Raw genomic sequence first — 24,816 nt, forward strand, 5'->3', positions numbered from 1 at the left:
TTCCTGCGGTGGTGGGAGCATCAGGGGAGGGGCACGCCGAGCTGGCGCATCAGGCCCGTGGTGTCGGCCTGCACCCAGCGCTCGACGACCTTGCCCTCCTCCAGGCGGTAGACCTCCAGGCTGGTCCAGGAGACCTCCTTGCCGGTGGGCTCCTGGCCGAAGAACGGCGCGATGTGCCTGCCGTGGAAGGTGATGTGCATGATCACCCGGTCCGGGGCGGCCGGGTACAGGGCGTCGAGGTGCACGGTCATGTCCAGCGCGTCGTGCGCGCCCTTGATGATCACCTTGAGCTCGTCGAGGCTCTGGACGCTCCAGGCCGGGTTGTTGTCCCGGAACGTGGGCCCGAACAACTCGTCCAGGTCGTCGTAGCGGCGCTCGTTGACCGCGTCGCTGACCTGCCGTACGACGGTGTAGTTCAGGTCGTCCGAGGAGACCTGCCGACGCAGGCCGAGCAGGTCGTCCTGGGCCCAGCGCTCGGTGAACAGGCCGCCCTGGGCCCGCCAGATCTCGGTGGTGGACCACTCGACCTTGCGGCCGGTGGCCGGGAAGCCGAGCACCTCGCCGAGGTGGGTGCCGGTGAGTTTGACCCGGGTGACGATCCGGTCGTCGCCGAGCGGGGCCCCCTCCTCCAGCTCGCCCTTGAGGTCGAGCGTCTCGTGGGCCCCGCGCACCGCCTCCAGGTAGGACTCGATGCCGGTGATGTCGAAGCCGGGGTGGTGGTCGGTGAAGTCGGGGCTGAGGACGGCGCGGACCGCCGCGATGTCGCCGGCGTTCAGGGCGTCGAGGAAGCGCTGGTAGAGCTTCTGGATCTCCTGCTGGTCACGGGTCTGGCCACGGGTCTGGTCAAGGGTGGACATGCTGCATCCCCTCGTTTCGGGCGGCGGACGGAAGCGGCCGGTCGGTGCCGAGGGCGAACGCCGCCGCGCGCTCGCCGATCATGACGCTGGGTGCGTGGGTGTTGCCGGCCACGATGGACGGCATGACCGAGGCGTCCGCGACCCTGAGGCCCTCGACGCCGTGCACGCGCAGCTCGGGGTCGGTCACGGCGTCCGGTCCCGTGCCCATCCGGCAGGTGCCGGCCGGGTGCCACAGGGTGGTGGCGTTCGCGGCGACGTAGGCGCGCAGCTCTTCGGTGCCCGACACGTCCTTGCCGGGGCCCAGTTCGTCACCGCGGAAGGCGTCGAGGGCCTGGGCGGCGGCGAGTTCCCGGGCCAGCCGGACGCCGTGCACCAGGACGTCGAGGTCGGCCGCCGAGGTGAGGTAGCCGGCGCTGATCACCGCGTTGGAGGCGGGGTCGGCGTCGCGCAGCCGCACCCGGCCCCGGCTGTGCGGGAGCACGGCGATCGGGGCGAAGGTGAGGCCGGGGCCCGCCCACTGCTCGTCGGGCGCGCCGGCGGGCAGGAACTTGACCGGGCCGAAGGTGAACTGGAGGTCGGGCGGCCCGTCCGGGTCCGCCGCCGGGGTGTGGGTGAACAGTCCGGCCTCGGACAGCAGCGCCCCGGGCGGGTGCTCCTGGAGGGACTGGTAGCAGACCGGGGTGAAGAGGTGGTCCTGGAGTCCGGCGCCCACCCCGGGCAGGTCGCGTACGCAGTGGATGCCGTGGGCCCTGAGGTGCTCGGCCGGTCCGATCCCGGACAGCATCAGGAGCTTCGGCGACTCGAACGCGCCGGCGCACACGATGACTTCGCGGTCGGCCCGCAACCGCTCGGGGGCGCCGTCCCGGACGTACTCGACGCCGGTGACCCGGGTTCCGTCGAGCAGCAGCCGGGTGGTGCGGGCGCCGGTCAGCACGGTCAGGTTGGGGCGGCCGAGCGCGGGGCGCAGATAGGCGTCGGCGGCGCTGCACCGCTGCCCCGCGTCGTCGCGGTTGGTCTGGTACAGGAAGCCGAAGCCGTCCTGCCGGGCGCCGTTGTAGTCGCCGTCGCTCTCGGCGTCGTGGCCGAGTTCACCGGCCGCCGCCACGAAGGCGGACGCCAGCGGGGACGGGCGGTCCAGCTGCCGTACACGGACCGGGCCGTCGGCCCCGCGCAGTTCGGAGCCGCCGCCGGAGTAGCTCTCGGCGCGTTTGAAGAACGGCAGGACCTCGTCGTACGACCAGCCGGTCGCGCCCTCGGCGACCCAGCGGTCGTAGTCGTGGCGGCTGCCGCGCACCCACATCAGGGCGTTGACGGAACTGCATCCGCCGAGGACCCTGCCGCGGGCCACGGGGACCCGGCGGCCCGCCATGCCCGCCTCGGGCTCGGTGACATAGCCCCAGTCGATCTCGGTGCGCCACTCGGCGGTGAGCAGGGAGAGGACCGAGGCGGCGTCGGCGCGGTGGATCTCGGGGCGTTCGTCCGGGCCGCCGGCCTCCAGCAGCGTCACGGTCACGGACGGGTCCTCGCTGAGCCGGGCGGCCACGGCGCAGCCGGCGGAACCCGCGCCGACCACCACGTAGTCGGCCGCCGGTGGCACCGGGGGAGTCGCATTCGTCGGCATGACAGCCTCCAAACAGTGACGGACAGTGACAGACAGTGGCGGGGTCAGAGGGCGGCCGGCTCGCCGACCTGGTAGTCGACGATCACCGGGGCGGCGCCCGGGGCGGGGCGTTCGAGCCGCCACTGCTGGTTGATCCGGAACGAGGACACGGTGCCGTCGGCGGTCGACTTGGCGGTCCACACGACGGTCAGGTCGATGCCGATGCGCGGTCCGTCCTCCTGGTGGACGAGCTTCTCCACGGTGTGGTCCTGCTCGCTGTAGGCCTCACCGACGGCCGCGTACCAGTCGAGGAAGTCCGCGTGGCTGTGCAGGGTCCGCTCCGGGAAGGCCATCTCCAGGCCCTCCTCGGCGACGAACGGCAGCAGCTCCGCGACCGGGGCGTGCACATTGAGCAGGCCGAACCAGCGCTGCACGAACTCCTCGATCTCCCGGTCGGAGCCGGTCTGTTCGGTGGACATGGATGTCTCCTCATCGGGGTCCCGCCCCCGGGAACCGGGAGCGATACGCGTCCGATGACCGCACATCCCGGCCGCTTCGCGCGGCCCGCGCCCGGACACCGGGCGCACTGTGCGAAGTCGCTGCTCAGGCTCGGGCAACTCGGCTTCCGCGCCGGGTGCGCTCCCCGGTCGTGCGCCCCTCGAAAGGCATTGGCCACAACATGCCGTAGTGCATTCGGCCACTTGGGCATGTGCCGTGACCCCGGGCGGCGCGATGGTCCGGACGAAGTGCCCCGTCGTAGACAGGAATCCGCCACTTGGCACCGTCACGTGGCACCGTCCCCACGTGGCACCGTCCCCGCCGAACGGGAGGGATCCCATGAGCAGGCGCATCCTCGTCGTGCTGTCCGAACACGGTTACTGGGGCGAGGAGTTGATCGGACCCCTGGAGACCTTCGACCAGGCCGGCTACCACCTCACCTTCGCCACCCCCACCGGCAAGCGGCCCCACGCGCTGCCGCCGAGCATGGACCCCGAGTACGTCGACCCGCCGCTCGGCCGGTCCGTCACCACCCCGGAGATGGCGGCGAAGGTACGGGCCGCCGAGGACTCGGACCGGCTGGACAACCCGCTGGACCTCGCGTCCTGGCTGCCCGACCGGCCCTACCGCTCCCGGCCGTACTTCCTGCGCGACTGGGAGGCCTACAACACCCGCCTGGAGCAGGTCCGCAGGCAGATCGCCGACCGCTACGACGCGCTGCTGATCGTCGGCGGCAGCGGGCCCATCGTCGACCTCGCCAACAACTGGCGGGTGCACGACCTGATCCTCGCCTTCCGCGAGCTGGACCGGCCGATCGCCGCCGAGTGCTACGGCGTCGCCTGCCTCGCCTTCGCCCGCGACCAGGAGACCCGGACCTCCATCATCCGCGGCAAGCACGTCACCGGGCACTGCATCGAGTACGACTACAAGGACGGCACCGGGTTCCTCGGCACCGACTTCGTGATGGGTCCGCCGCCGTACCCGCTGGAGTACATCCTGCGCGACGCCACCGCGCCCGGCGGCGCCTACCACGGCAACTTCGGCAAGGAGACCTCGGTGATCGTCGACTACCCGTTCATCACGGGCCGTTCGACCCCCGACTCCTACCTGACCGGCCAGAAGACCGTCGAGGTCCTCGAACAGGGCCTGCGTCAGTGGGGGTTCAGGACCTCCTGACCTCCCGACGTCCGACCCACGAGAGGTGACCAGCATGGACAGCAGGCCCGCGCGCGTCGCGCTCCTGGAGCAGCTGCAGGCCGAAGGGGTCCGGTACATGTTCGGCAACCCCGGCACGGTCGAGCAGGGGTTCCTCGACGAACTGCGCTCCTTCCCCTCGATCCAGTACGTCCTGGCCCTGCAGGAGGCCACGGCCGTCGGCATGGCGGACGGCTACGCCCGCGCCACCCGCACCCCGGCGGTCCTGCAGCTCCACTCCGGAGTCGGGCTCGGCAACGGCATCGGCATGCTCTACCAGGCCATGCGCGGCCACGCCCCGATCGTCACCCTCGTCGGCGAGGCCGGGCTGCGGTACGCCAACCTGGACGCCCAGATGGCGGCCGACCTGGTCGGCATGGCACGGCCGGTCACCAAATGGGCGACCCGGGTCCTCGACCCCGACTCCACGCTGCGCGTGCTGCGCCGCGCCTTCAAGGTGGCCGGGACCCCGCCCTACGGGCCGGTCCTCGTGGTGCTGCCGGCCGACGTGATGGACGCGGGCACCCGGGAACCGGTCGTCCCGGTCTCCTATCCGGACACCCGCAGCCTGCCGGCCCCGGACACCGTGACGCGGGCCGCGGCCCTGCTCGCCGGGGCCCGGCGCCCGCTGGTCGTGGCCGGCGACGGCGTGCACTTCGCGGGCGCCCAGGCCGAACTGGCCAGGCTGGCCGAGGTGTGGGGCGCCGAGGTGTACGGCGCCGACTGGGCCGAGGTCAACCTCTCCGTCCAGCACCCGGCGTACGCGGGCCAGTTGGGGCACATGTTCGGCGAACAGAGCCGGCGGATCACCGGTGCCGCCGACGCCGTCCTGATCGTCGGCACCTATGCGCTGCCCGAGGTGTACCCGGCGCTGTACGACGTCTTCGCCGAGGGCACCCCGGTCGTCCACGTGGACCTGGACACCGACGCCATCGCCAAGAACTTCCCCGTCGACCTCGGCATCGTCGCCGACCCGCGGGCCACCCTCGGGCTGCTCGCCGACGCGCTGCACGAGGAGATGGGCGCGGAACGGCTGGCCGCGGCGGCCGAACGGCTGCGCACACGGGCCGCCGAGCGGTCCGACGCGGAGGCCGGCGCCCGGGAGCGGGAGCTGGCGGGCCACGAGTCCCAGGCCCTGCCCACCACGGCCTTCGCCAAGGAGCTCGCGCGCCAACTCCCCGCCGACGCCCTGCTGTTCGACGAGGCGCTGACCGCGTCCCCCGAACTCTTCCGCCACCTGCCGCCGACCGTGCCCGGCCAGTGGATGCAGACCCGGGGCGGCTCCCTGGGCGTCGGCATCCCCGGCGCGCTCGGCGCCCAGCTCGCCCACCCCGACCGCACGGTGGTCGGCTTCACCGGCGACGGCGGCAGCATGTACACCTTCCAGGCGCTGTGGACGGCGGCCCGCTACGGACTGCCCACCAAGTTCGTGATCTGCGACAACGGCAGCTACCGGCTGCTGGAGGACAACATCGAGCAGTACTGGCGCGAGCAGGGCATACCCGCCCACGAGCAGCCCGGCATGTTCGATCTGGCCCATCCGCCCATCGACTTCGTGGGCCTCGCCCGCTCCCTGGGCGTGGCCGCCGTACGGGTGGAGAAGCCCGGGCAGGCCGAGGAGGCGGTGGCGCAGGCCCTCGCCCACCACGGGCCGTTCCTCGTCGACCTCGTGACGGCCAAGGGAAAGGGGTGAGTGCCGTGCGACTGTCCGGCCACAAGATCGCCGTCCTGATGGAGAGCGACTTCTACGAGCCCGAGATCCTCTACTACCGCTACCGGTTCCCCGAGGAGGGCGCCGAGGTCCACTTCCTGACCCGGCTCTGGGGCAACGACACGATGACCTTCCAGGGGCACGAGCACCGTATGCCCTTCGACGTCAGCGAGTCCTTCGAGGACCTCGACGAGTTCGCGCTCAAGGAGTACTCGGCGGTCATCGTCCCCTCCGGCATGGTCTCCGACCGGCTGCGCTACACCGACGACCCCGCCGAACTGCCGCCCGCCACGCAGTTCCTGCGCCGCGCGTTCGCCGACCCGGCGATCGTCAAGGGCATCATCTGCCACGGCATGTGGCTGGTCGCGCCGGTGCCCGGCATGGTGCGCGGGCGGCGCGCGGTGGTCCACAACAACCTGCTGGGCGACCTGCGCAACATGGGCGGCGAGTACGTCGACCAGGACGTCGTCGTCCACGACGACCTGGTCACCGCCCGCACCGGCAACCACTGCCACGTCTTCGCGCGCACCATCATCGACCTGCTCGCCGCCCGTCAGCCCGCCCAGGCCGGTGCCCCGGCCGGGAACGACTGACGGCACGCGAACGGGGAGAGGAGAGACCGCCATGACACCGGTGACCGGGCGCATCCCCGTCCTCGACGTCCGCCCCCGGGTGCGGGACGGGGAACTGCCCGCCAAGGCCGTGACCGGCGAGCACCTCGACATCACCGCCACCGTCTTCCGCGAGGGCAACGGCGTGATCGCCGCGGACGTCATCCTGCGCGGACCCGGGGGGACGCCCGCCCGGCGGGTGCCGATGACCCTCGTGGACGAGGACGCCGACCGCTGGAGCGCCACCGTCGTGCCCGACACCGAGGGCACCTGGACCTTCCGCGTCGAGGCCTGGGCCGACCCGCTGGCCACCTGGCGCCGGGACGCCGAGCTGAAGATCGCGGCCGGCGTCGACACCGAACTCACCCTGCGCGAGGGCGCGCTGCTGCACGAACGGGCGGCACACGGGCGCAACGACCTCAGAGCCTGTGTCGCCTCCCCGGCCGGGCGCGTGACGCCTGGCACGCACTCCCCCAGAGGGGGGACCCCCAGCGGCGTTGCCGAACCGCCCACGTGGCTCCGCCACGAGGGCGCTCCGGCGCCTTGCGATCGCACGCTCCCCCACGCGCGAACCGGCTTCGCCCGGCTCGCGCGGGAGGTACCCCCATCGCCGCCACGCGCTGATCCGACCGGGGAGGCGACACAGGCTCTCACCGACCAGGGCCGCCGGGAGGCGGTCCGGGCCGCGGTCGCCGCGCTCCGTGACCCGCTGAGCCCGCCCTCGGCCCGGCTGGCGGCCGTCACCTCCCCCCGGGTGACGGCCGCCCTCGGCCGGTACGCGGTGCGCGAACTGGTCACCGCCTCCCGGCCGCTGCCGCTGCGCGTCGAGCGGCGGCGCGCCCTGGTCGGGTCCTGGTACGAGCTGTTCCCGCGCTCGGAGGGCGCGGTGGTGGCCGGCGGGCGGCCGATGAGCGGCACGCTGCGCACCGCCGCCGGGCGGCTGCCGGCCGTGGCCGGGATGGGCTTCGACGTGGTGTACCTGCCGCCCGTCCACCCCATCGGCGTCACGCACCGGAAGGGACCTGACAACGTTCTCGTCGCGGGCCCGGACGACGTCGGCTCGCCCTGGGCCATCGGCTCCGAGCGGGGCGGCCACGACGCGATCCACCCCGACCTCGGCACCCTGGACGACTTCCGGTACTTCGTCTCCACTGCCCGCGACCTGGGCCTGGAGGTGGCCCTCGACTTCGCCCTGCAGTGCTCCCCGGACCACCCCTGGGTGACCGGGCACCCCGAGTGGTTCCACCACCGGGCCGACGGCTCGGTCGCCTACGCCGAGAACCCGCCGAAGACCTACGAGGACATCCACCCCCTCGACTTCGACACCGACTTCGAGGGCCTGTACGCCGAGGCGCTGCGCGTCCTGCGGCACTGGATGGCCCAGGGCGTGCGGATCTTCCGCGTGGACAACCCGCACACCAAGCCGGTGCACTTCTGGGAGCGGCTGATCGCCGAGGTCAACGCCACCGACCCGGACGTGGTGTTCCTGGCCGAGGCGTTCACCCGGCGGGCCATGGTGCACGCCCTGGCCCAGGCCGGCTTCCAGCAGTCGTACACCTATTTCACCTGGAAGAACACCAAGCGGGAGCTGACCGAGTACCTGCCCGAACTCGCCGAGGAGAGCGCGGACTTCCTGCGGCCCAACCTGTTCGTGAACACCCCGGACATCCTGTCCGTCCAGCTCCAGCACGGCGGCCGGCCCGCCTTCGAGGCGCGGGCCGTGCTGGCGGCGACGGCCGCGCCCAGCTGGGGCGTGTACGCCGGGTACGAGCTGTGCGAGAACACCCCGCTCGCCGAGGGCACCGAGGACTACCTCGCCTCGGAGAAGTACCAGCTGCGGCCCCGGGACTGGGCCCGCGCGGAGTGCGAGGGGCGCACGATCGCCCCGCTGATCACGCTGCTCAACCGGCTCCGCCGGTCCCGTCCGGCCCTCCAGGAACTGCGCAACCTGCGGCTCCAGCACACGGACAACGACCAGGTCCTCGCCTACTCCAAGCACGTGGAACTGCCGGACGGCTCCACCGACGTGGTGCTGGTCGTCGTCAACCTGGACCCGCACCGGGCCCACGAGGCGACCGTGACCTGCGACCTGGCGGCCCTCGGCCTGCCCGCGGACGGCACGCTCAAGCTGCGGGACGAACTCACCGGAGCCGCCTACGCCTGGGGCGGGTCCACCTATGTGCGCCTCGACCCGGCCCACCAGGTCGCGCACGTTCTGACACCCGAGGAGGCGTCATGAGGACGGAGATCCTCGAGCCGCTGCTTCCCGCGCTCGGGCCGTGGCTGGCGGGGAGGCGCTGGTTCGACGCACGCTATGCCGGAGCCGCGCTCACCGCCGAGGCGGCCTCGGTGATGGGCGACGAACCACCGCTGCTGCTGCACGCCGTGGTCGCGGCCCGGGGCGACAGCGGTTCCGTGCACAGCCAGCTCCTGCTCGGCCTGCGCCCGGACCTGCCGGACCGGCTGGCATCCGCCGCGATCGCCACCGTACCGGCCGGGCCCTGGCGGGGCTGGCACGTCTACGACGCGCTGGAGGACGGCGCCCTGCTCGCCCTGCTGCTGCGGACGCTGGCCGGCCGCGGCGCGCCGCGGGGGCCGCGTCTCGAGCGCATGTCCCGCTATCCGCTGCCCGTGGGACTGGTGCCCCGGCCGCTCCAGGTGGACCAGAGCAACACGTCCGTGGCCTACGGCGACCGGCTCCTGCTGAAGATCTTCCGCCGTCCGGAACCGGGACCGAACACCGAGGTCGAGGCGCTGCGGGCGCTCACCGACCAGGACTGCGCCCGGACACCGCTCCTGTACGGGGCGGTGCACAGCGACGCCCCCGGCGCGCAGGGCCTGGTGCTCGGCCTCGTCGAGGAGTTCCTGCCGGACGCGCGGGACGGCTGGGAGGAGGCGGTGCGGCAGGCGGGCGAGTACGTGGACGGCTCGGCCCGCGGTGTCCCGGCCGGCGGCGGTTTCACCGGGTACGCCGCCGAACTGGGCCGGGCCGTCGCCGAGGTGCACGGCGCGCTGGGCGAGGCGTTCGGGCGGACCCGGCTGACGGTGGAGAACGTGGCCGAGGAGGCGGCCCGGATGACCATGCGCCTCAAGGAGGCCGCCGAGGAGGTCCCGGCACTCGCCCGGTACACCGCACGGCTCGGCGCCCTCTTCGACGACTACGCCCGGGTGGCCGGGCGCGGCTGTCCCCTCTTCGTCCAGCGCACCCACGGCGATCTGCACCTGGGGCAGGCGCTGCGGGCCCAAGACGGCTGGCGGATCGTGGACTTCGAGGGCGAGCCGGCCCAGCCCGCCGCCGAACGGGTCCGCCCGCAGCCGGTGCTGAAGGACGTCGCCGGCATGCTGCGCTCCTTCGACTACGCGGCCCGCATGGGGCTCGCCTCCGCCGAGGAGGACGCGGCGGCCCGGACGACGCCCGCGGTACGGCTGCGGCGACGCCGGCGCGCGTCCGCGTGGGCGGCGCGCAACCGGCGGGCGTTCGTGGCGGGTTACGCGGCCGCCGGGCACGAGGACCCGGACTGCCACCCCGTGCTGCTCCGGGCGCTGGAGGCGGACAAGGCCGTCTACGAGGCCGTGTACGAGTCGCGGCTGCGCCCCGACCGGCTGCCGGTCCCGCTCGCCGCGGTGCACCGGCTGGCCGCGGCGGTCCGCTGACCGCGCAATTCCGCAACCGCGTCACCGCACTCGAATCCGGCGCCGAATCCGGGGGCGAAAGGAACGGGCCGGAAGAGAGGGGAAGCGGTGCCTGAGGGACTTTCTTTTCTCTTGGCCGTACGGGTATTCCACGGCGGCGGGACGTGCCGCCGGGCGCCTTCGGGGAGGGGGAAATCGGGGTGGGGCGTGGAACGGGACCGGAAGGGTCAGGAACGGCCCTGCTCGGTGAGGCTCGTGCTGGGGTCGCGGTTCGGGGCCAGACCGGCCGACGACAGCGCCCGGTCGTACGCCTGGAGGGCGGCCGTGCCGTTGCCCTGGCGCCGCCACAGGTCGCCCACGTACCGCCAGTTGAGCGCGGTCTGGTGGGACGGGGGGAACTGGCGCAGCTGCCGGGTGGCGGCCTGCAGACACTGGGCGGCCTGCTCGTTGTCACCGCGCAGCAGATGGATCTCGGCGAGCGTGGCGCGCGCGCCGACGGCCTGGATACGGGATTCGGGGCCGGTGAGCCCGAGGGCGCGCTCCGCGTGGGCCGCGGCCTCGTCCCAGTTGCCGAGCATCGCGTCCGCGTCGGCCAGGCCGATCTCGCACTGGGCCAGTTCGGGCGCGTTGCCGACCTCGGCCAGCAGCTGCTGCGCCTCCTCCAGCAGCTGTTTGGCGCGCGCCGGTTCGGGCTCGTCGACCTGGAGGAGCAGCGAGCCGCAGTTCATCTTGAGCATGGCGACATGCCGGATGTTGTCGTCCTCGGACATCAGCGCCAGCGCCCGCTCCACCAGCGCCAGGGCCTCGTTCAGCTGGCCGCGGGAGCGGGCCACCAGTCCCGCGTTCCAGAAGACGGCGCCGCGCGCGGCGCGTGCCCCCTGCTTCTCGGCCGCGTCCAGGAGCCGGACGCCCAGCAACTGGGCCCGGGTGAGGTCGCCGCGCATGTGGTACGAGGCCATGAGCGTGGCGCCGAGCTGGACGTGGTCGACCGTGACGTCCAGCCCGAGGCCGTCGAGGCGGGACAGGGCCCGCTCGCCGATCTCGATGCTCATCGTGATGTCGCCGGCGTTGCGGTAGCAGCGGCACAGGGCGACCGACACCGCGCACCAGTCGGCGGAACCGGGCGGCAGCTCGGGGTCCCGCTGGAGGTCTTCGAGGATCGTGATGGCGGCCTCGATCCGGTCGAGCTTCTCCAGCGCGGAGGCCTGGGCGATGCGCGCGCGCCGGGTCATCGCCGGGTCCAGCAGGGACGGCTTCGCCAGGAGGTCGCTCAGGGTCTGGAGCGCCTCGCCGTTACTGCCGTTGCGCAGGGCCATCTCGCCGAACGCCAGCCGCAGCCGGGTCTCCTCCATCTCGTGGTCGTCGCGTCCGGTGCGCAGATACTCCATGGAGCAGCCCAGACGCTCGGCGAGCGCGGCGAGCACCGCGTCCGACGGCGCGCCGCGCTTCCCCGACTCGATCAAGGAGATGTAGCTGGCCGATATCTCACCGGACGCCAGGTCCTGCTGCTTGAGTCCACGTTTGCCGCGCAACAACCTGATGCGCTCACCCAGTCCTGCGGCCGTCGCGTTGCCGAGTGGGTCCATGCGAGCTCCTCGGTGCGGTACTTGACTGTCGGGATGACAGATCGATGTTACCAGTAAGTTGATATTTACCCAATGGGCTTCCAGTGATCTTTTAGCGTGTCTCCGGCGCTATTTGCAGCGCAGTTCTTCCGGTGATGCCGAAAGAAACCTATGCGGTTCCGTGAATTCCGTTTATTGATGCTTAATTTTACGAAGAACTACTTGACCAGATTAGTCATTCAATGTTGACTATAATTGTCAAAGCGCCACGCTTTATTGCTCGGGGGAGGTGATTTTCGTGAGCAACAAAATAATCGCGCTCATTGCAATGGTCGTCCTGGTCAGTGGTCTTGTGTCGGGTGGACTGTGGCTGAACGATTCCGGTCCGAGTAACCGCCCGCTGCACGAAGGCATCGCTCAGTCCAGCGGTGGGAGTGGTGGTTGCTGCTGATCGCACACATGCTTCGCAACGGACCGGGTGCGGTCCGGCGGCCGGACCATGGCCCCGGACCGCACCCGGTCCTTCGTCAGTCGCCGCGGCGCGTGTCCCGGTGCCCGTCGTCGTGCGGGAAATGGCAGGAGACGGTCTGGGCGGCCGGGCCGCCGGCCGCCCGCCGGTGCGGTACCTCCCCCGCGCAGCGGCCGCGCTGCGCGGGGGACAGGACGGCCTGCAGGGGACAGCGGGCGCGGAAGCCGCACCCGGAGACGGCGCGTGGGCCGGTCCCGGGGTCGCCGGGCAGCACGATCCGGCGCCGGGAGCGCTCGGCGACCGGGTCCGGCAGCGGGACGGCCGAGAGCAGGGCCCGGGTGTAGGGATGGCGCGGCCGGTCGAACACCCCGGCCACGTCCCCCGTCTCCACGACCCGCCCCGCGTACATGACCGACACCCGGTCGGCCAGCTGCCGGACCACGGCGAGGTCGTGCGAGACCAGCAGGTACGCCGGGCCCAGCTCCCGCTTCAGCCGCAGCAGCAGGTCCAGGATCCCGGCCTGCACCGACACGTCCAGCGCGGACACCGGCTCGTCGAGCAGCAGCAGCGCGGGCCCGACCGCCAGGGCGCGGGCGATGGCGACGCGCTGCCGCTGCCCCCCGGAGAACTCGTGCGGGTAGCCGTCCGCGTCCGCGGGGCGCAGCCCCACCTGGGACAGCAGCCGGGGCACCCGCGCCGCCACCACGGCCGACGGCACCCGGCGGGCGTGCAGCGGCTCGGCGACGATGTCGCCCACCGGCATCCGCGGATCGAGGCTCGACATGGGGTCCTGCGGCACGATCCCCACGGCCGCGCGCAGCTCGCGTGCCGCACGGCGGGAGAGCAGCGCGGTGTCGTGCCCGAGGATCTCCACCCGGCCGGCCCCCGGCGCCCTGAGCGAGGCGATCTCCATCAGGGTCGTGGTCTTCCCGGCACCGGACTCCCCGACGAGCGCGAGCGTCTGCCCCCGCCGCACCTCCAGCTCGACATCCACGACGGCCCGCACGCCAGGGGCCCGCCGCCGCCCGAACCCCGCCGCCCGGAACTCCCGCCCGAGCCCGGAAACCCGCAGCACGACGTCGGCTGCGGCGTTCCCGACGGCGTTCCCGACAGCGCCTCCGGCCGCGTCGTCCGGTCGGCCACCGGCTGTGTTTCCGGCGGTGTCCGCGCCCGCGGGGCGTGTCGGCGCGTCGACGGTACGGCGCCACGGTCCGGCCGGTCCGGCCGGCGTGCGGTCGGCGCCGGTTGCGTCTGCGGCATCCGGCGGGGCCGCCGAGGGCGAGGGCGGCTCGGCGGCCCCGACGCCCCGGTCCGGTGGGGCCGGCGGTGGCCCGGCGGACGTGTTCCCGCCGTCCGGCGTACCTGGCGGCGGTGCGAACAGGTCGGCCGCGCCGCGGTGCCGGAGTTCCGTGGTGCGGCGGCAGGCCGCCTCGTGTGCGTCGTCCCCGGAGGGGCCGTCCACCCCCGTCAGCGGCGGCTCGGTCGTCCGGCACTCCGGCTCCGCCAGCGGGCAGCGCGGGGCGAAGGCGCAGCCCGGGGCGGCGGTGCCCGGGGTCGGGGCGGTGCCCGGGATCGGGGTGGGGGGTACCCGGGCGTCGAGGCGGGGCACAGAGCCGAGGAGGCCGAGCGTGTACGGCATCCGGGGGCGGCAGAGCACCGCGTCCACCGGGCCCGTCTCCACGACCCGCCCCGCGTACAGGACGGCGACCCGGTCCGCGGTGCCGGCGACCACGCCGAGGTCATGGGTGATCAGCAGCAGCGCCGCGCCGGTCTCCCGCCGGGCGGCCGCGAGCGCCTCCAGTACCTGGGCCTGCACGGTCACGTCGAGGGAGCTGGTGGGCTCGTCGGCGACCAGGACCGCGGGCCGGTTCGCCGTCGCCATCGCGATCATGGCCCGCTGGAGCATCCCGCCGGACAGCTGGTGGGGCAGGGCGCGCGCGGCCCGGGACGGCTGCGGCACCCCCACGAGGTCCAGCAGCTCCACCGCCCGCCGCAACGCCGCCGCGCGCCGCGGCCGCGGGCGTTCGTGGATGCGTACGGCCTCCGCGATCTGGTCGCCGACGCGCAGCACCGGAGTGAAGGCCTGCAGCGGATCCTGGAAGACCATGGCGATCAGGCGCCCGCGGATCCCGGCCAGCTCCCGCTCCGGCCGCCCCAGCACCTCCTCGCCCAGCAGCCGCACCGAACCGCCGACCCGGGCCCCGGGCGGTGCCAGGGCGAGCAGGGACAGCGCGGTGAGCGTCTTGCCCGCGCCGGACTCGCCCACCAGGCCCAGCACCTCACCCCGGCGCAGTACGAGGTCCACGCCCCGCACCACGGGGACGGGCGGGCGCCGCCCGTCCCCGAAGGCGACCGTCAGACCGCGCACCTCCAGGACCGTGCTCATCCGGCGCTCATCCGGCGAGTCCCGACACGACGCCCCGGGGCGGGCCGAGGGGCCGTACCGTCGTGGGGTCCAGCGCGTCCCGGAGGGCGTTGCCGAGGAGGCCGACGGCCAGCACGAACGCGATCAGCAGGCTCGTCGGGAAGAAGAACATCCACGGATACACCAGGGCCACGTCGGACGAGTCCGCGATCAGGGTGCCCAGGGAGACGTCGGGCGGCTGTACGCCGAAGCCGAAGTAGGACAGCCCGGCCTCGCTGATCACCGCCCCGGCCACGGTGACCGTCGCGTCGGCGATCAGGAAGGAGGACAGGTGCGGGAGGATGTGCCGGCCGATGATCCGGACCGGGCCGACTCCCATCAGCCGTGCCACCACCACGAACTGGCGCTCCCGCAGGGACCGGGTCATACCGCGCACCGCCCGCGCGGTGACCGTCCAGCCCAGCAGGGCGAGCAGCCCGGCCAGCGCGAGCCAGCCCCACCGCCGCAGGCGCGGGGCGAGCACCACGAGGACGAGGAAGCCGGGGAGCACGAGCAGCAGGTCCACGACGGACATCAGCAGCCGGTCCGTCCAGCCGCCGAAGTACCCCGCGCAGGCGCCCACGGCCGCCGCCAGGCCGGTGGAGACCGCGGCCACCAGCAGCCCGATCAGCAGCGACTTCCGCAGCCCGTGCGCGACCTGGGCGAAGACGTCCTGTCCGATCCGGTTCGTGCCCATCCAGTGCCGGGCGTCCGGCGGCCGCCGCAGCGCCGTGTAGTCGACGTCGGTGGAGGACCACCGGCACACGTGCGGCCCCACGACCGCGAACACCGCGAGGCCCAGCAGCAACGCGAGCCCGCACAACGCCCCCGGATGCCGCACCAGCCGCCGCAACACGCCCCGCCCCCGCCGCCCCGCTCTCACGGTCGCCGTACCCGGGGATCGAGCAGTGCGTGCAGGGTGTCCGCGACCAGGCCCGCCAGCAGGACGACGGCCGCGGCGAAGGCGTTGACGGCCACGACCGAGTTGACGTCGCCCCGCTCCACCGAGTCGATCAGCCAGCTGCCCATGCCGGGCCAGCCGAAGATCCGCTCGGTGAACACGGCCCCGGTGACCAGGGTGAGGACGCCGAAGGAGAAGAACGTCGTCATCGGCACCAGCGAGATCCGCAGCCCGTGCCGCAGCAGCGCGCGCCCCGGGGTGAGCCCCTTGGCGCGGGCGGTGCGCAGATGGTCCGCCCCGAGCACGTCCAGCGTGGCGGCCCGCTGGTAGCGGCTGTAGAGGGCGATCGCCGCGAGCGCCACACAGAGCGCCGGGAGGACCAAGTGGGCCAGCGTGTCGCGGAGTTGGACGCTCCAGTCGCCCTGCAGTCCGGGCGTGTGCTCGCCCGTGTACTTGATGACCGGGCGGCCCGCGGCCCGGTTGACCGCGAGGGCCCCGGTCTTCAGCAGCAGGGCCAGGACGAAGGTGGGGACGCACAGCACCGCGAAGGAGAACCCGGTCAGCACCCGGTCGCCGAGCCGGCCGCGCCGGACCGCCGCCCACACCCCGGCCAGCACGCCGAGGGCCGTACCGGCCAGCGTGCCCACCAGCAGCAGCCGTACCGACACCCCGATCCGGCGGCCGAACTCGGCGCTCACGGACTCGTCGTCGACGGTGCGGCCCAGGTCGCCGTGGACGGCCCGGTCCGCCCAGTGCCCGAAGCGCTCCGGCAGCGGGACACGGTCGTCCATGCCGAGCCGGGACAGCTCGCGGTCGACGACCCGGGCCGGCGGCGGTGGCCGGCGGTCCTCGAAGTAGGCGCGGGGATCGAGCGCGGTCGACGCGAGGGCGTAGGACAGGACCAGGGAGACGAGGAACAGGACCACGCAGCGGGCCAGGCGCCTGGCGATCAGGAAGAGCATGGAACTCCCGACGGGGCACGGAGGGTGACGGCCCGGGCGGTGCGCGGGCGTCCGCCGGGGTCTGGAGTCTGCCTTGTCTTCATAAGGGGGAAACACCGTGATGTTAGGCTCTGACGTCGCAATTCGCAGTGCAGTCAGGGCAGTTGGCGGTTCCGTGACGCCGGAGGGGCTGACAGGTGGCGCGATTACGGGGCTGGCCCGCATGGGTGGCCGTCTGGGCGCTCGTCGTCCTCACGGCGACGGGATGCTCCGCATCCGGCGGGCACGACGACTCCCGGCGGGCACTGCCCACCTACGGCACCTACGACATCAACGCCCTGCCGTCCGGGGACCTCCGCTCCGGGGGGACGCTGACCCTGCCGATCACGCAGATGATCACGCAGTTCAACTTCAACGACGTCGACGGCGCCCTGGACGACGTGTGGACCGTCGACACGATGACGGAGCCCCGGCTCTTCACCCGCGACGCCGAGGGCGTCCCCAGGATCGTGCCGGACTACCTGGTCTCGGCCACCGTCACCACAGAGCCGCGCCAGGTCGTCACCTACCGGCTCAACCCGAAGGCCCGCTGGTCCGACGGCCGGGCCCTGAGCTGGCGGGACTTCGCCGCCCAGTGGCACGCGGTCGGCGGCGACGACGAGCGCTACCCGGTCGCCGACCCGAGCGGGTACGACCGTATCGCCGACGTCCGCCAGGGCGCCGACGCGCACGAGGTCGAGGTCACCTTCAGGCAGCCGTACGCCGACTGGCGCAGGCTCTTCACCCCGCTCTTCCCGGCCGTCGCCTACGACAGCCCGCGGCACTTCGACGCCGACTGGCAGGGCCGGCTGCCGGTCACCGCGGGCCCCTTCCGGCTGGCCTCCGTCGACCGTACGGCGGGGACCCTCACCCTCGTCCCCTACGCCGCCTGGTGGGGCACCCGGCCCCGGCTCGACCGGATCGTCTTCCGCGTCCTGGACCCCGACGCCGCCCTGCAGGCCTTCCTCAACGGCGAGGTCGACGTCGTCAACGCCGCCACCAGCGAGGCCTACGCCCAGCTGAAGAACGCCAAGGACACCGCCGTCCGGATCGGCTCCGCCTGGGACGAGGTGCACATCACCCTGAACGGCGCCGGCGGGCCACTGGCCGACCCCGCCGTGCGCAACGCCCTCCAGCAGGCCGTGGACCGCCCGGCGCTGGCCGAGGTCGCGGCCGAGGGCCTGCCGGTGAAGGTGCCGCTGCTCGGCAACCACTTCTTCATGACCAACCAGCCCGGCTACGCCGACAACTCCGGGCGCTACGGCCGCTTCGACCTGAAGGCCGCCGCCCTGGCCCTGGACCGCGCGGGCTGGCACAGCCAGGGCGGGGGGCGGCCGAGAGCCAAGGACGGCCGCAGCCTCACCCTCCGCCTCGTGCTGAGCGAGGGCACCAACCGCCTCGGCGAGGACCTGGCCCAGCTCGTCCAGCAGATGCTGGACAAGGTCGGCGTCCGCATCGACATCGAGAAGGTGCCCGCCTCCGCGTACGGCCCGAAGTACCTGGACAAGGGCGACTTCGACCTCGCGATCTTCCGGTTCACGGGGCTGACGTATCCCAGCTCCGCTTATGCCATCTACCGCCGCCCGGCGGGCGGGCAGGTCTTCGAGAACTACGGCCGGGTCGGCTCGGCGCGGGTGGACGAGCTGCTCGGCAGAGCCGTCGGCACCCTCGACGAACGGGCCGCCGAGCGGCTGTACAACGCGGCGGACGCCGAGATCTGGCGGCTCGGCCACGACATCGAGCTCTACCAGCGGCCGCAGATCCTCGCCGTGCGCAAGGGGCTGGCCAACTACGGCGTCCCCGGACTCGGCGACATCGACTTCGCCCGGGTCGGCTGGCAGAAGTGAGCACGGGAGTGAGCAGGGGACGGCCCCGTGCGGACGTATCCGCACGGGGCCGTCCCGGCCGGGCCGTTCAGCCACGCGGCACGCTCAGGGCTCTCTCGTCCGCCTGCTGGCGCACCATGTCGAAACCGAGCGCCGCCGAGGCCAGCGTCACATGGTGGTGCCAGCCCCGGAAGGAGCGGCCCTCGAAGTCGCCGAGACCGAACCGCTCGTGCATCCGGCCCAGCGCCTCCCCGGCGAACCTCCGCAGCCGGACCAGCGGAACGATCTCCGCGAGCCGGCGCACCGGCAGGTTCGTCAGCGAGTAGGCGCGCGGCTGCGGCCGGCCGTAGGGCCAGTCCGCCAGCAGCATCCGGGCCCGCGGCGCCGCGGCCGTGCAGCCCTCGGGCGAACGTTCCGCCCGCAGCAGCACGGGTACGGCCAGGAACTCCGAGTGCCACATGCGCTCGGTCACCGGATCGTGCCAGGCCACCGACGTCCGCTCGGTGTGCCGGACGGCGTGCGCGGCGAGTTCCGCCAGGGTGCCACGGGCTCCCCGGGCGGCGGCCCCGCTCCGCGGGAGCAGCACCGGGGTGTGCGGTGAGGCCTGCACGACATAGCCGAGACCGCGTGCCTCCAGGCCGCGCAGCAGCGGGTCCGGGTCCCCGTCGCCACGCCAGTCGGCGAGCACCGGCAGCGGTTCCAGGGACCACTCGTCGAGCATCTCGTCGAGCGCCTCCAGCACATAGCTCCAGCGGGGCCGGCAGCGCTCCTGCTCCGGCAGATGGGCCTGGCCGCGCAGGCCCTCGTCGCGGTCCCAGCGGGCCGGCAGCGTCAGCCGCCAGTTCACCGGGACCCCGCCGGCCTGTCCCACCAGTGAAGTCGCCAGCGCCAGCTGGCAGTTGACGGTGCGTTCCTGGGACGCCGCGTACTGGCGGGCCACGCCGACCGAGCGGTCGCCGTTCTTGGCGAAGACGACCTCGTCGACCGACCAGGCCTCGGCCCGGAAGGCCCGGACCATCTGCCCGGCCAGCCGGCCGCGCACCTGCGCGGACGCCCACGGGCTCTGGTTCACGAACTGCTGGATCTGCTGCACCGCCCGCCGTCCGAGCACCTGCTCGGTGATCCGGGCGGGCGTCTTGCGCCCGGGCACGTCCAGCAGGCCGCGCAGGTACACCTCGCCCCAGCGCCGCTGGTCGGCCCGGGTGAACTGGCCGAACAGCTCGCCGCAGTAGGCGGGCAGGTCGCAGGTGCCGGGTGGCGCGCCGGGGGCACGCACGGACGGTAACGGGAGGGCGATGGTCGCGAGATCAGTCATGGTTGCAGTCGTCACCGCCCTCCAGCAGGAAGGCGTCCGTCGCGAGCAGTGCGTCGGCGACCTCCGCCAGGGCACAGCCCACGATCACGAAGTCGACGTCGAGCCCCGCCTTGGTGCGCTGGAACAGCAGCTCGTTGATGGCGGAGCGGCACATCTCGCTGGTCTCGCACAGATGGAACTCCACCCGGCGCGGGGTGGCCGCCATGACCTCGGCCAGGATCCTGCGGAACTTGCCCAGTTCGGCGGTGTCGATCACCCCGCGGCAGCTGATGTGGGCGGTGCCGCCGTCGAACTCGCTGCGCATCCGCAGCCGCATCTGGGCGGGCTCCAGTTCGACCCGCACCCGCACCGGCTCCGTGCCCTCGGGCAGCCGTACGGTCAGGTCCTTGGCGTCGAAGTGCTCGTACGGCTCGCCGTCCACCCACACCCGGGTCAGCTCGGCCGAGCCGGCGGGCAGCAGGTCCGGCGCCACCCGCAGCAGCCGGTCCGGGAGATCGTCGGGGCGGGGCCGGAAGTGCAGGGTCACCGGGTCGTTGCCGAGCAGCAGACCGGTGTAGGTGGCCGACAGGTAGCACAGCTCCAGCGCGTGGTAACCCGCCATCGCGTGGCTGCCCTTGAGGCGCTCGGTGCCCAGCAGGTACGGGATGCCGTTGGCCAGGACGTTGAAGTAGACGCCGCCGTCCCCGTAGTCGAGGAAGAACGCGTTGTAGAACGACGCCGCCTCCCGGGCCAGCCGCAGGTGCTGGGGGTCGTCCGTGGTGCCGGCCAGGATGAGGTAGGCGAGGATCGCCTGTTCCTGCTGCCACCAGGCCTTGCGGTCGTGCCAGACCATGCGGTGGATGCCGCTGTCCGGGTCGGGCCGGCGCTCCACCACGTCGTACCAGCCGCTGCGCAGGCCGTCGCTGCCCACCGCGGGCATCAGCTCGGCGATGCGCTCCGCCGTGGCCAGGTACTCGGGCTTGTCGTGCAGGGCCTTGATGCGGGTCAGATTCCAGGTGATCTTGAGGTTGTGGCCGACGACCGCCCGGTCCTGCTGCCAGCCCCAGGTGCGGTCCGGGCTCCAGTCGGCGTGGAACCGCTCCTGCACGAAGGGGCTGTTCGGCTCGTCCGGGAACCGCTCGACGATCGTGTCCGCGGTCTCCTCCAGGAGGGCGGCGAAGTCCGGCCGGCCGGTCGCCAGATAGGCGTTGATCAGATAGGCCGGGGCGTGGTCGCCGACGGAGTTCCAGTTCTTGCGGGCCCGGTTGCGGCCCAGCGAGTCGGCGTTCGGGTCGAGCGCGATCGGGTCCAGGTGCGAGAAGAACCCGCCGTCGACCGGGTCGCGGAAGTACTTCTGGAACAGCGCCACCGTGCGGTCGATGTCGTGCAGGATCCGCGGGTCGCCGGTGATCCGGAAGGTCTGGGTGGGACCGGCGAGCGCGTAGATCTGCTCGTACATCGGGATCGCGTCGTAGTCGTCGCCGAACTCCGAGGCGAAGACCGGGCGGTGGCCGTTCGGCGTGATGTCGATGCCGTGGTACCAGTAGGTGATCCCGTCCGCCTGGTCGTCCACCCGCATGTGCTCGCGCAGGTACTCGGTGCCGGACTGCGCCGCCTCCAGGAAGCGGTCCTCGCCGGTCAGCAGGTAGGCCGTGGCCAGCCCGTACACCAGCCGGGAGATGGTGTCGGTCTCCTGGCGCACGTCCTGGCCCTTGAAGTCGGGCAGGTGGGTGCCGCTCAGGGTGAGATGGGTGCGGAAGTTGCGCCAGTCGTACGTCCCGTCGGGGAACTGGCCGCGCAGATAGAAGTCGGCGATGGCGGCGGCCTGCTGCACCCACCAGTTCGGGTGCTCGAAGACGTACTGGCCGCGGCTCTCCTCCGGGAACGTGATCTCCTTGGCGTCGAAGCGGGAGCCGCCCTCCCACTCGTAGAGGATTCCGTACGCGAACAGGAACCGGCCCTCGGCCAGCATGTCGACGGTGTCGGCGGTGGTGTCACGGTAGGAGTCGCCGAGGTTGCGGACGATGCGGGAGACGGCGTTGTGGGTCAGGTGGACCGTGAACTCACGCTCGTCGGGGGTGCGCAGTCCGAACATGCGCCGGGTGGGGCTGTAGTGGGTGACGTATCCCGCGAGGGTGTCGGAGGTGATACGTCGTCGGTCGGGTGCGCTCATCGTCGGATGCCCTTCTCGTCGGGCAGGGCCGCCAGCAGTACGACGCTGCGGCCCTGGGCGTGATAGGTGGGACCGTCGACCGGCTCCTCCTCCCCGGACGGGAGGATCTCGTGCGGTTCCGGCCGGGCCGTGTCCAGGACGCGGTGCCAGCGGTGGCCGGGGATGACGGGCAGCTCGAAGTCGAGGCCCAGGTAGTACATGTTGAGGATCAGATGGAGGTCGGGGTCGCCGTCGAAACCCCCGTACGTGCAGGCCAGCACATGGGCGTCGGGGTTCTCCCAGCCCGGCTGGTGCAACCGGGTGCCGTGCCAGGTGATGTCCGGCATGAGCCGGGGGTTCAGCCGCTCGGAGAAGAACTGCGGCTCACGGAAGGCGCGGTAGCGCTTGCGCAGCCCGATGACCCGGCGGGTGAACGCGAGGGTCTCCTTCTCCTTCTCGGCCTGGTCCCAGTCGAGCCAGGACAGCGGGCCGTCCTGGCAGTAGCCGTTGTTGTTGCCGGCCTGGCTGTTGCGGAACTCGTCCCCGGCCAGCAGCATCGGGACGCCCCGGCTGAGCATGAGGAGCGACAGCAGGTTCTTGACCTGCCGCACCCGCAGCCGTTCGACCTCGGGGTCGTCCCCGGGGCCCTCGGTGCCGCAGTTCCAGCTGAAGTTCTCGCTCGCCCCGTCGGCGCCCGCCTCACCGTTGGCGTGGTTGTGCTTGGTGTTGTAGCTGACCAGGTCGTTGAGGGTGAAGCCGTCGTGGCAGGTGACGAAGTTGATGCTGTTGGTGGGCAGTTCGGCCTGCGGGGCGAACAGGTCGGCCGAGCCGCCGAGCCGCGAGGCGACCTCGCCGGCGATCCCCGCGTCCCCGCGCACGAACCGCCGTACGTCGTCCCGGAAGGGGCCGTTCCACTGCGCCCAGCGCTTTCCGGGGAACCGGCCGACCTGGTAGAGCCCGCCACCGTCCCAGGGCTCCGCGATGATCTTCGTCTCGGCCAGGGTCTGGGACAGCTCGATCGCCCACAGCGCGGGCGGCACCGCCATCTCGTAGCCCATCGGGCCGCGGGAGAGCTCCGAGGCGAGGTCGAAGCGGAAGCCGTCGACGTGGTGTTCGGACACCCAGTACTCAAGGCATTCCAGGATGAACTTGGTGACGATCGGGTGGTTGGCGTTGACCGCGTTGCCGCACCCGGTGAAGTCCATGTAGTGGGAGCGGTCCTGCGGCCACAGGTGGTAGTAGGCCTCGTTCGCCGCGCCCCGGAAACTGATCGTCGGCCCGAACTCGTTGCCCTCGCTGGTGTGGTTGAAGACCACGTCGAGGATGACCTCGATGCCCGCCCGGTGGAACGCCTTCACCATGTCGCGGAACTCGGTGATGTGGGTGGCGAGATGGGGGCTGGAGCAGTAGCCGGTGTGCGGGGCGAAGAACCCGTACGGGTCGTAGCCCCAGTAGTTGCGCAGCGGGGAGCCGGCCGGGCCGGTGCGCAGGACCTGTGTCTCGTCGAAGTCGAAGACCGGCAGCAACTCCACCGCGGTGACGCCGAGTTCCTTCAGGTGCGGGATCTTCTCGATGACGGCCGAGAAGGTTCCCGGGTGGGCGGCCCCGGAGGTCGGTGACGCGGTGAACCCGCGCACGTGCATCTCGTAGACGACGGTGTCGGCCATGGGGGTGCGCAGCGGGGTGTCGCCCTCCCAGTCGTAGTCGTCCAGGTCGACCACCAGACTCCGCATGGAGTACTCGGTGTTGTCCCCGGGGCCGATCGCCCGGGTCCGCTCCCAGCGGCTGTTGACGTTGGCGCGGGCGTACGGGTCGAGCAGCACCTTGCGCTGGTCGAAGCGGCCGCCCCGGGCGCTGGTGTCGCGCGGCCCGTCGATGCGGTAGGCGTAGACCTGGCCGGCGCCGAGCCCGCGCACATGGCAGTGCCAGAAGTGGAAGCTGCGGTGCCGCTCGGGGTGCAGCCGGATGGTCCGATAGGGCCGCGGGCTGTCGCAGTGCTCGAACAGCAGCAGGTCGACCCGGGTGGCGTGCTCGGAGAAGACCGAGAAGTTGACCCCGTCGGCGTCGACGGTGCTGCCCAGCGGCTGCGGGTGGCCCGGGGTGACGCCGACCGGGTGGGCGTCGAAGGTGTCGGTGTCCTGGTCGGCGGGCAGCGTCAGGTACTCGCTCATGACATCCGTCGTGGGGGCGGTCGGGCGGTCGTGGGAATCGGTCGGCGCGGTCATGCGAACACCGCCCCGGTCCTGGCCGGGGCGTCGGCGCGGAGCCCGGTGAGGAGTTCGTCCCAGGGCACGGGACCGGAGGCCGGCCCGGCCTCGCTGCGCATCTCGAACGTCACACCGCGGGCCGCGGGCGCGTGCAGCGCCCGGACGCAGGCCTCGGCGACATGGGCGCGGGCCACGTGTCCGTCGCCCACGTCCCCCTGTTCCAGGTGCAGCACGCCGTGTCCGGGCTCGTCGGTCAGCCAGCCCGGCCGGATCACCGTGTAGGGCAGGCCCGAGGAACGGACCGCGTTCTCTCCGGCCAGCCGCCAGTCCAGCATCCTGCCGTAGGCGTTCATGGGGTGGTCGCGGCGGGTGACATGACGCTGGCTGACGAGCACGAAGTGCTGGTCGGCGGAGGCGGCGCGCAGGACGTCGAGGACATGGCGGACGCCGCCGTGCAGGGTCGTCTCCGGGCGGTCCGGGCCGGCGGCGTCGGTGCCCGGCTCCACCGTGTAGACGACGGCGGCGCAGCCGTGCAGGGGGGTGCGGAGGGTGGCGGGGTCGCGTACGTCGGCCGTGAAGTACTGCGCCTGCGCGGGCATGTGCCGCCGGGCGCGCTGGGTGCTGCGGCCGATGACCCGGACGGTCTCGCCGCGGGCCAGCAACTGCCGGGTGACGAGCCGGCCGACCCGGCCGGTGCCTCCTATGACTGCGATCGGGCTGTCCATCGGAAACTCCCCAGGGCTGTAGACGAGCCGGACGAATGGGGTGCGGGAAGGAGCGGGTGGGTGCCGGGGTACTGGGAGGAGCGGGTGGGTGCCGGAGTGCTGGAGGAACGGGTGGGCGCCGGAGTGCGGGAGAAGCGGGTGGGTGCCGGGGGTGGGCAAGGATCGGGTGGGTGCCGGGGTGCCGGGGTG

Annotated in this window: 17 protein-coding genes; 6 read left to right on the plus strand and 11 right to left on the minus strand. The window is 72.6% G+C overall.

Going from position 1 to position 24,816, the window contains the following annotated elements:
- Nucleotides 1-20: 20 nt before the first annotated feature.
- From AB0D85_RS39335 to AB0D85_RS39345, 3 genes are read right to left on the minus strand one after another with little or no spacing between them, the layout of a single operon-like run.
- A complete protein-coding gene (locus AB0D85_RS39335; protein WP_362331506.1) occupies nt 21-857 on the minus strand; it encodes an ester cyclase in 837 nt (278 codons plus the stop codon).
- Nucleotides 844-2,478, minus strand: a complete 1,635-nt coding sequence (locus AB0D85_RS39340; RefSeq protein ID WP_362331509.1) for a GMC family oxidoreductase N-terminal domain-containing protein — start codon at nt 2,476-2,478, stop codon at nt 844-846. Before AB0D85_RS39340 ends, AB0D85_RS39335 begins: the two co-directional genes overlap by 14 nt.
- 44 nt (nt 2,479-2,522) lie before the next feature.
- Entirely contained in the window at nt 2,523-2,936 is a 414-nt protein-coding gene (locus tag AB0D85_RS39345) for a hypothetical protein (protein WP_362331512.1), read from the minus strand.
- A gap of 358 nt (nt 2,937-3,294) precedes the next feature.
- Here AB0D85_RS39345 and AB0D85_RS39350 point away from each other — a divergent pair, with 358 nt between their 5' ends.
- The 5 genes from AB0D85_RS39350 to AB0D85_RS39370 are packed head-to-tail and all read left to right on the plus strand — an operon-like array spanning nt 3,295 to nt 10,125.
- Nucleotides 3,295-4,131: a type 1 glutamine amidotransferase domain-containing protein gene (locus tag AB0D85_RS39350; RefSeq protein WP_362331515.1), complete on the plus strand. Its 837-nt coding sequence runs from the start codon at nt 3,295-3,297 to the stop codon at nt 4,129-4,131.
- A 34-nt stretch (nt 4,132-4,165) separates the two neighbouring features.
- Complete coding sequence (locus tag AB0D85_RS39355) at nt 4,166-5,842, plus strand: thiamine pyrophosphate-binding protein (protein ID WP_362331518.1); 1,677 nt, start codon at nt 4,166-4,168, stop codon at nt 5,840-5,842.
- A gap of 5 nt (nt 5,843-5,847) precedes the next feature.
- Nucleotides 5,848-6,453 (plus strand): DJ-1/PfpI family protein, encoded by a 606-nt coding sequence (locus tag AB0D85_RS39360; RefSeq protein ID WP_362331902.1) that lies wholly within the window; start codon nt 5,848-5,850, stop codon nt 6,451-6,453.
- Between the two features lie 31 nt (nt 6,454-6,484).
- Nucleotides 6,485-8,710, plus strand: coding sequence for a maltotransferase domain-containing protein (locus tag AB0D85_RS39365; RefSeq protein ID WP_362331521.1), 2,226 nt, complete (start codon nt 6,485-6,487; stop codon nt 8,708-8,710).
- Nucleotides 8,707-10,125, plus strand: a complete 1,419-nt coding sequence (locus tag AB0D85_RS39370; RefSeq protein WP_362331524.1) for a hypothetical protein — start codon at nt 8,707-8,709, stop codon at nt 10,123-10,125. The genes AB0D85_RS39365 and AB0D85_RS39370 overlap by 4 nt, the downstream gene beginning before the upstream one ends.
- Nucleotides 10,126-10,331: 206 nt before the next feature.
- On the opposite strand, the gene AB0D85_RS39375 is transcribed toward AB0D85_RS39370, so the two are convergent.
- The 4 genes from AB0D85_RS39375 to AB0D85_RS39390 all read right to left on the minus strand — a co-directional run bounded on the left by AB0D85_RS39375 (nt 10,332) and on the right by AB0D85_RS39390 (nt 16,405).
- Entirely contained in the window at nt 10,332-11,690 is a 1,359-nt protein-coding gene (locus AB0D85_RS39375; RefSeq protein WP_362331526.1) for a helix-turn-helix domain-containing protein, read from the minus strand.
- Nucleotides 11,691-12,196: 506 nt separating this feature from the next.
- Entirely contained in the window at nt 12,197-14,524 is a 2,328-nt protein-coding gene (locus AB0D85_RS39380; RefSeq protein ID WP_362331529.1) for a dipeptide ABC transporter ATP-binding protein, read from the minus strand.
- Nucleotides 14,525-14,531: 7 nt separating this feature from the next.
- Nucleotides 14,532-15,398, minus strand: a complete 867-nt coding sequence (locus AB0D85_RS39385) for an ABC transporter permease (protein WP_362331531.1) — start codon at nt 15,396-15,398, stop codon at nt 14,532-14,534.
- Between the two features lie 23 nt (nt 15,399-15,421).
- Entirely contained in the window at nt 15,422-16,405 is a 984-nt protein-coding gene (locus tag AB0D85_RS39390; RefSeq protein ID WP_362331534.1) for an ABC transporter permease, read from the minus strand.
- A 176-nt stretch (nt 16,406-16,581) separates the two neighbouring features.
- Between AB0D85_RS39390 and AB0D85_RS39395 the strand changes: the two genes are divergently transcribed.
- Nucleotides 16,582-18,270 carry an ABC transporter family substrate-binding protein gene (locus tag AB0D85_RS39395; protein ID WP_362331537.1) on the plus strand — a complete coding sequence of 563 codons (1,689 nt, stop codon included), beginning with the start codon at nt 16,582-16,584 and terminating at the stop codon, nt 18,268-18,270.
- 67 nt (nt 18,271-18,337) lie between these two features.
- Here AB0D85_RS39395 and AB0D85_RS39400 read toward each other — a convergent pair whose 3' ends face one another.
- From AB0D85_RS39400 to AB0D85_RS39415, 4 genes are read right to left on the minus strand one after another with little or no spacing between them, the layout of a single operon-like run.
- The gene (locus tag AB0D85_RS39400) at nt 18,338-19,564 is read right to left on the minus strand and encodes a transposase (protein WP_362331540.1); all 1,227 of its coding nucleotides are present in this window, start codon (nt 19,562-19,564) and stop codon (nt 18,338-18,340) included.
- Nucleotides 19,557-21,716: an AGE family epimerase/isomerase gene (locus AB0D85_RS39405; RefSeq protein WP_362331543.1), complete on the minus strand. Its 2,160-nt coding sequence runs from the start codon at nt 21,714-21,716 to the stop codon at nt 19,557-19,559. Before AB0D85_RS39405 ends, AB0D85_RS39400 begins: the two co-directional genes overlap by 8 nt.
- The gene (gene glgX / locus AB0D85_RS39410) at nt 21,713-23,920 is read right to left on the minus strand and encodes a glycogen debranching protein GlgX (protein WP_362331545.1); all 2,208 of its coding nucleotides are present in this window, start codon (nt 23,918-23,920) and stop codon (nt 21,713-21,715) included. Before glgX ends, AB0D85_RS39405 begins: the two co-directional genes overlap by 4 nt.
- Complete coding sequence (locus AB0D85_RS39415; RefSeq protein WP_362331548.1) at nt 23,917-24,627, minus strand: SDR family oxidoreductase; 711 nt, start codon at nt 24,625-24,627, stop codon at nt 23,917-23,919. Before AB0D85_RS39415 ends, glgX begins: the two co-directional genes overlap by 4 nt.
- Between the last annotated feature and the right edge of the window lie 189 nt (nt 24,628-24,816).

It is taken from the genome of Streptomyces sp. NPDC048277 (assembly GCF_040652235.1).
Taxonomy (GTDB): domain Bacteria; phylum Actinomycetota; class Actinomycetes; order Streptomycetales; family Streptomycetaceae; genus Streptomyces.

Coding starts and splice junctions, on each gene's coding strand:
- AB0D85_RS39335 (WP_362331506.1), bottom strand. CDS start 857: ATGTCCACCCTTGACCAGACCCGTGGCCAGACCCGTGACCAGCAGGAG.
- AB0D85_RS39405 (WP_362331543.1), bottom strand. CDS start 21,716: ATGAGCGCACCCGACCGACGACGTATCACCTCCGACACCCTCGCGGGA.
- glgX (WP_362331545.1), bottom strand. CDS start 23,920: ATGACCGCGCCGACCGATTCCCACGACCGCCCGACCGCCCCCACGACG.
- AB0D85_RS39370 (WP_362331524.1), top strand. CDS start 8,707: ATGAGGACGGAGATCCTCGAGCCGCTGCTTCCCGCGCTCGGGCCGTGG.
- AB0D85_RS39375 (WP_362331526.1), bottom strand. CDS start 11,690: ATGGACCCACTCGGCAACGCGACGGCCGCAGGACTGGGTGAGCGCATC.
- AB0D85_RS39355 (WP_362331518.1), top strand. CDS start 4,166: ATGGACAGCAGGCCCGCGCGCGTCGCGCTCCTGGAGCAGCTGCAGGCC.
- AB0D85_RS39350 (WP_362331515.1), top strand. CDS start 3,295: ATGAGCAGGCGCATCCTCGTCGTGCTGTCCGAACACGGTTACTGGGGC.
- AB0D85_RS39340 (WP_362331509.1), bottom strand. CDS start 2,478: ATGCCGACGAATGCGACTCCCCCGGTGCCACCGGCGGCCGACTACGTG.
- AB0D85_RS39400 (WP_362331540.1), bottom strand. CDS start 19,564: ATGACTGATCTCGCGACCATCGCCCTCCCGTTACCGTCCGTGCGTGCC.
- AB0D85_RS39390 (WP_362331534.1), bottom strand. CDS start 16,405: ATGCTCTTCCTGATCGCCAGGCGCCTGGCCCGCTGCGTGGTCCTGTTC.
- AB0D85_RS39415 (WP_362331548.1), bottom strand. CDS start 24,627: ATGGACAGCCCGATCGCAGTCATAGGAGGCACCGGCCGGGTCGGCCGG.
- AB0D85_RS39380 (WP_362331529.1), bottom strand. CDS start 14,524: ATGAGCACGGTCCTGGAGGTGCGCGGTCTGACGGTCGCCTTCGGGGAC.
- AB0D85_RS39365 (WP_362331521.1), top strand. CDS start 6,485: ATGACACCGGTGACCGGGCGCATCCCCGTCCTCGACGTCCGCCCCCGG.
- AB0D85_RS39345 (WP_362331512.1), bottom strand. CDS start 2,936: ATGTCCACCGAACAGACCGGCTCCGACCGGGAGATCGAGGAGTTCGTG.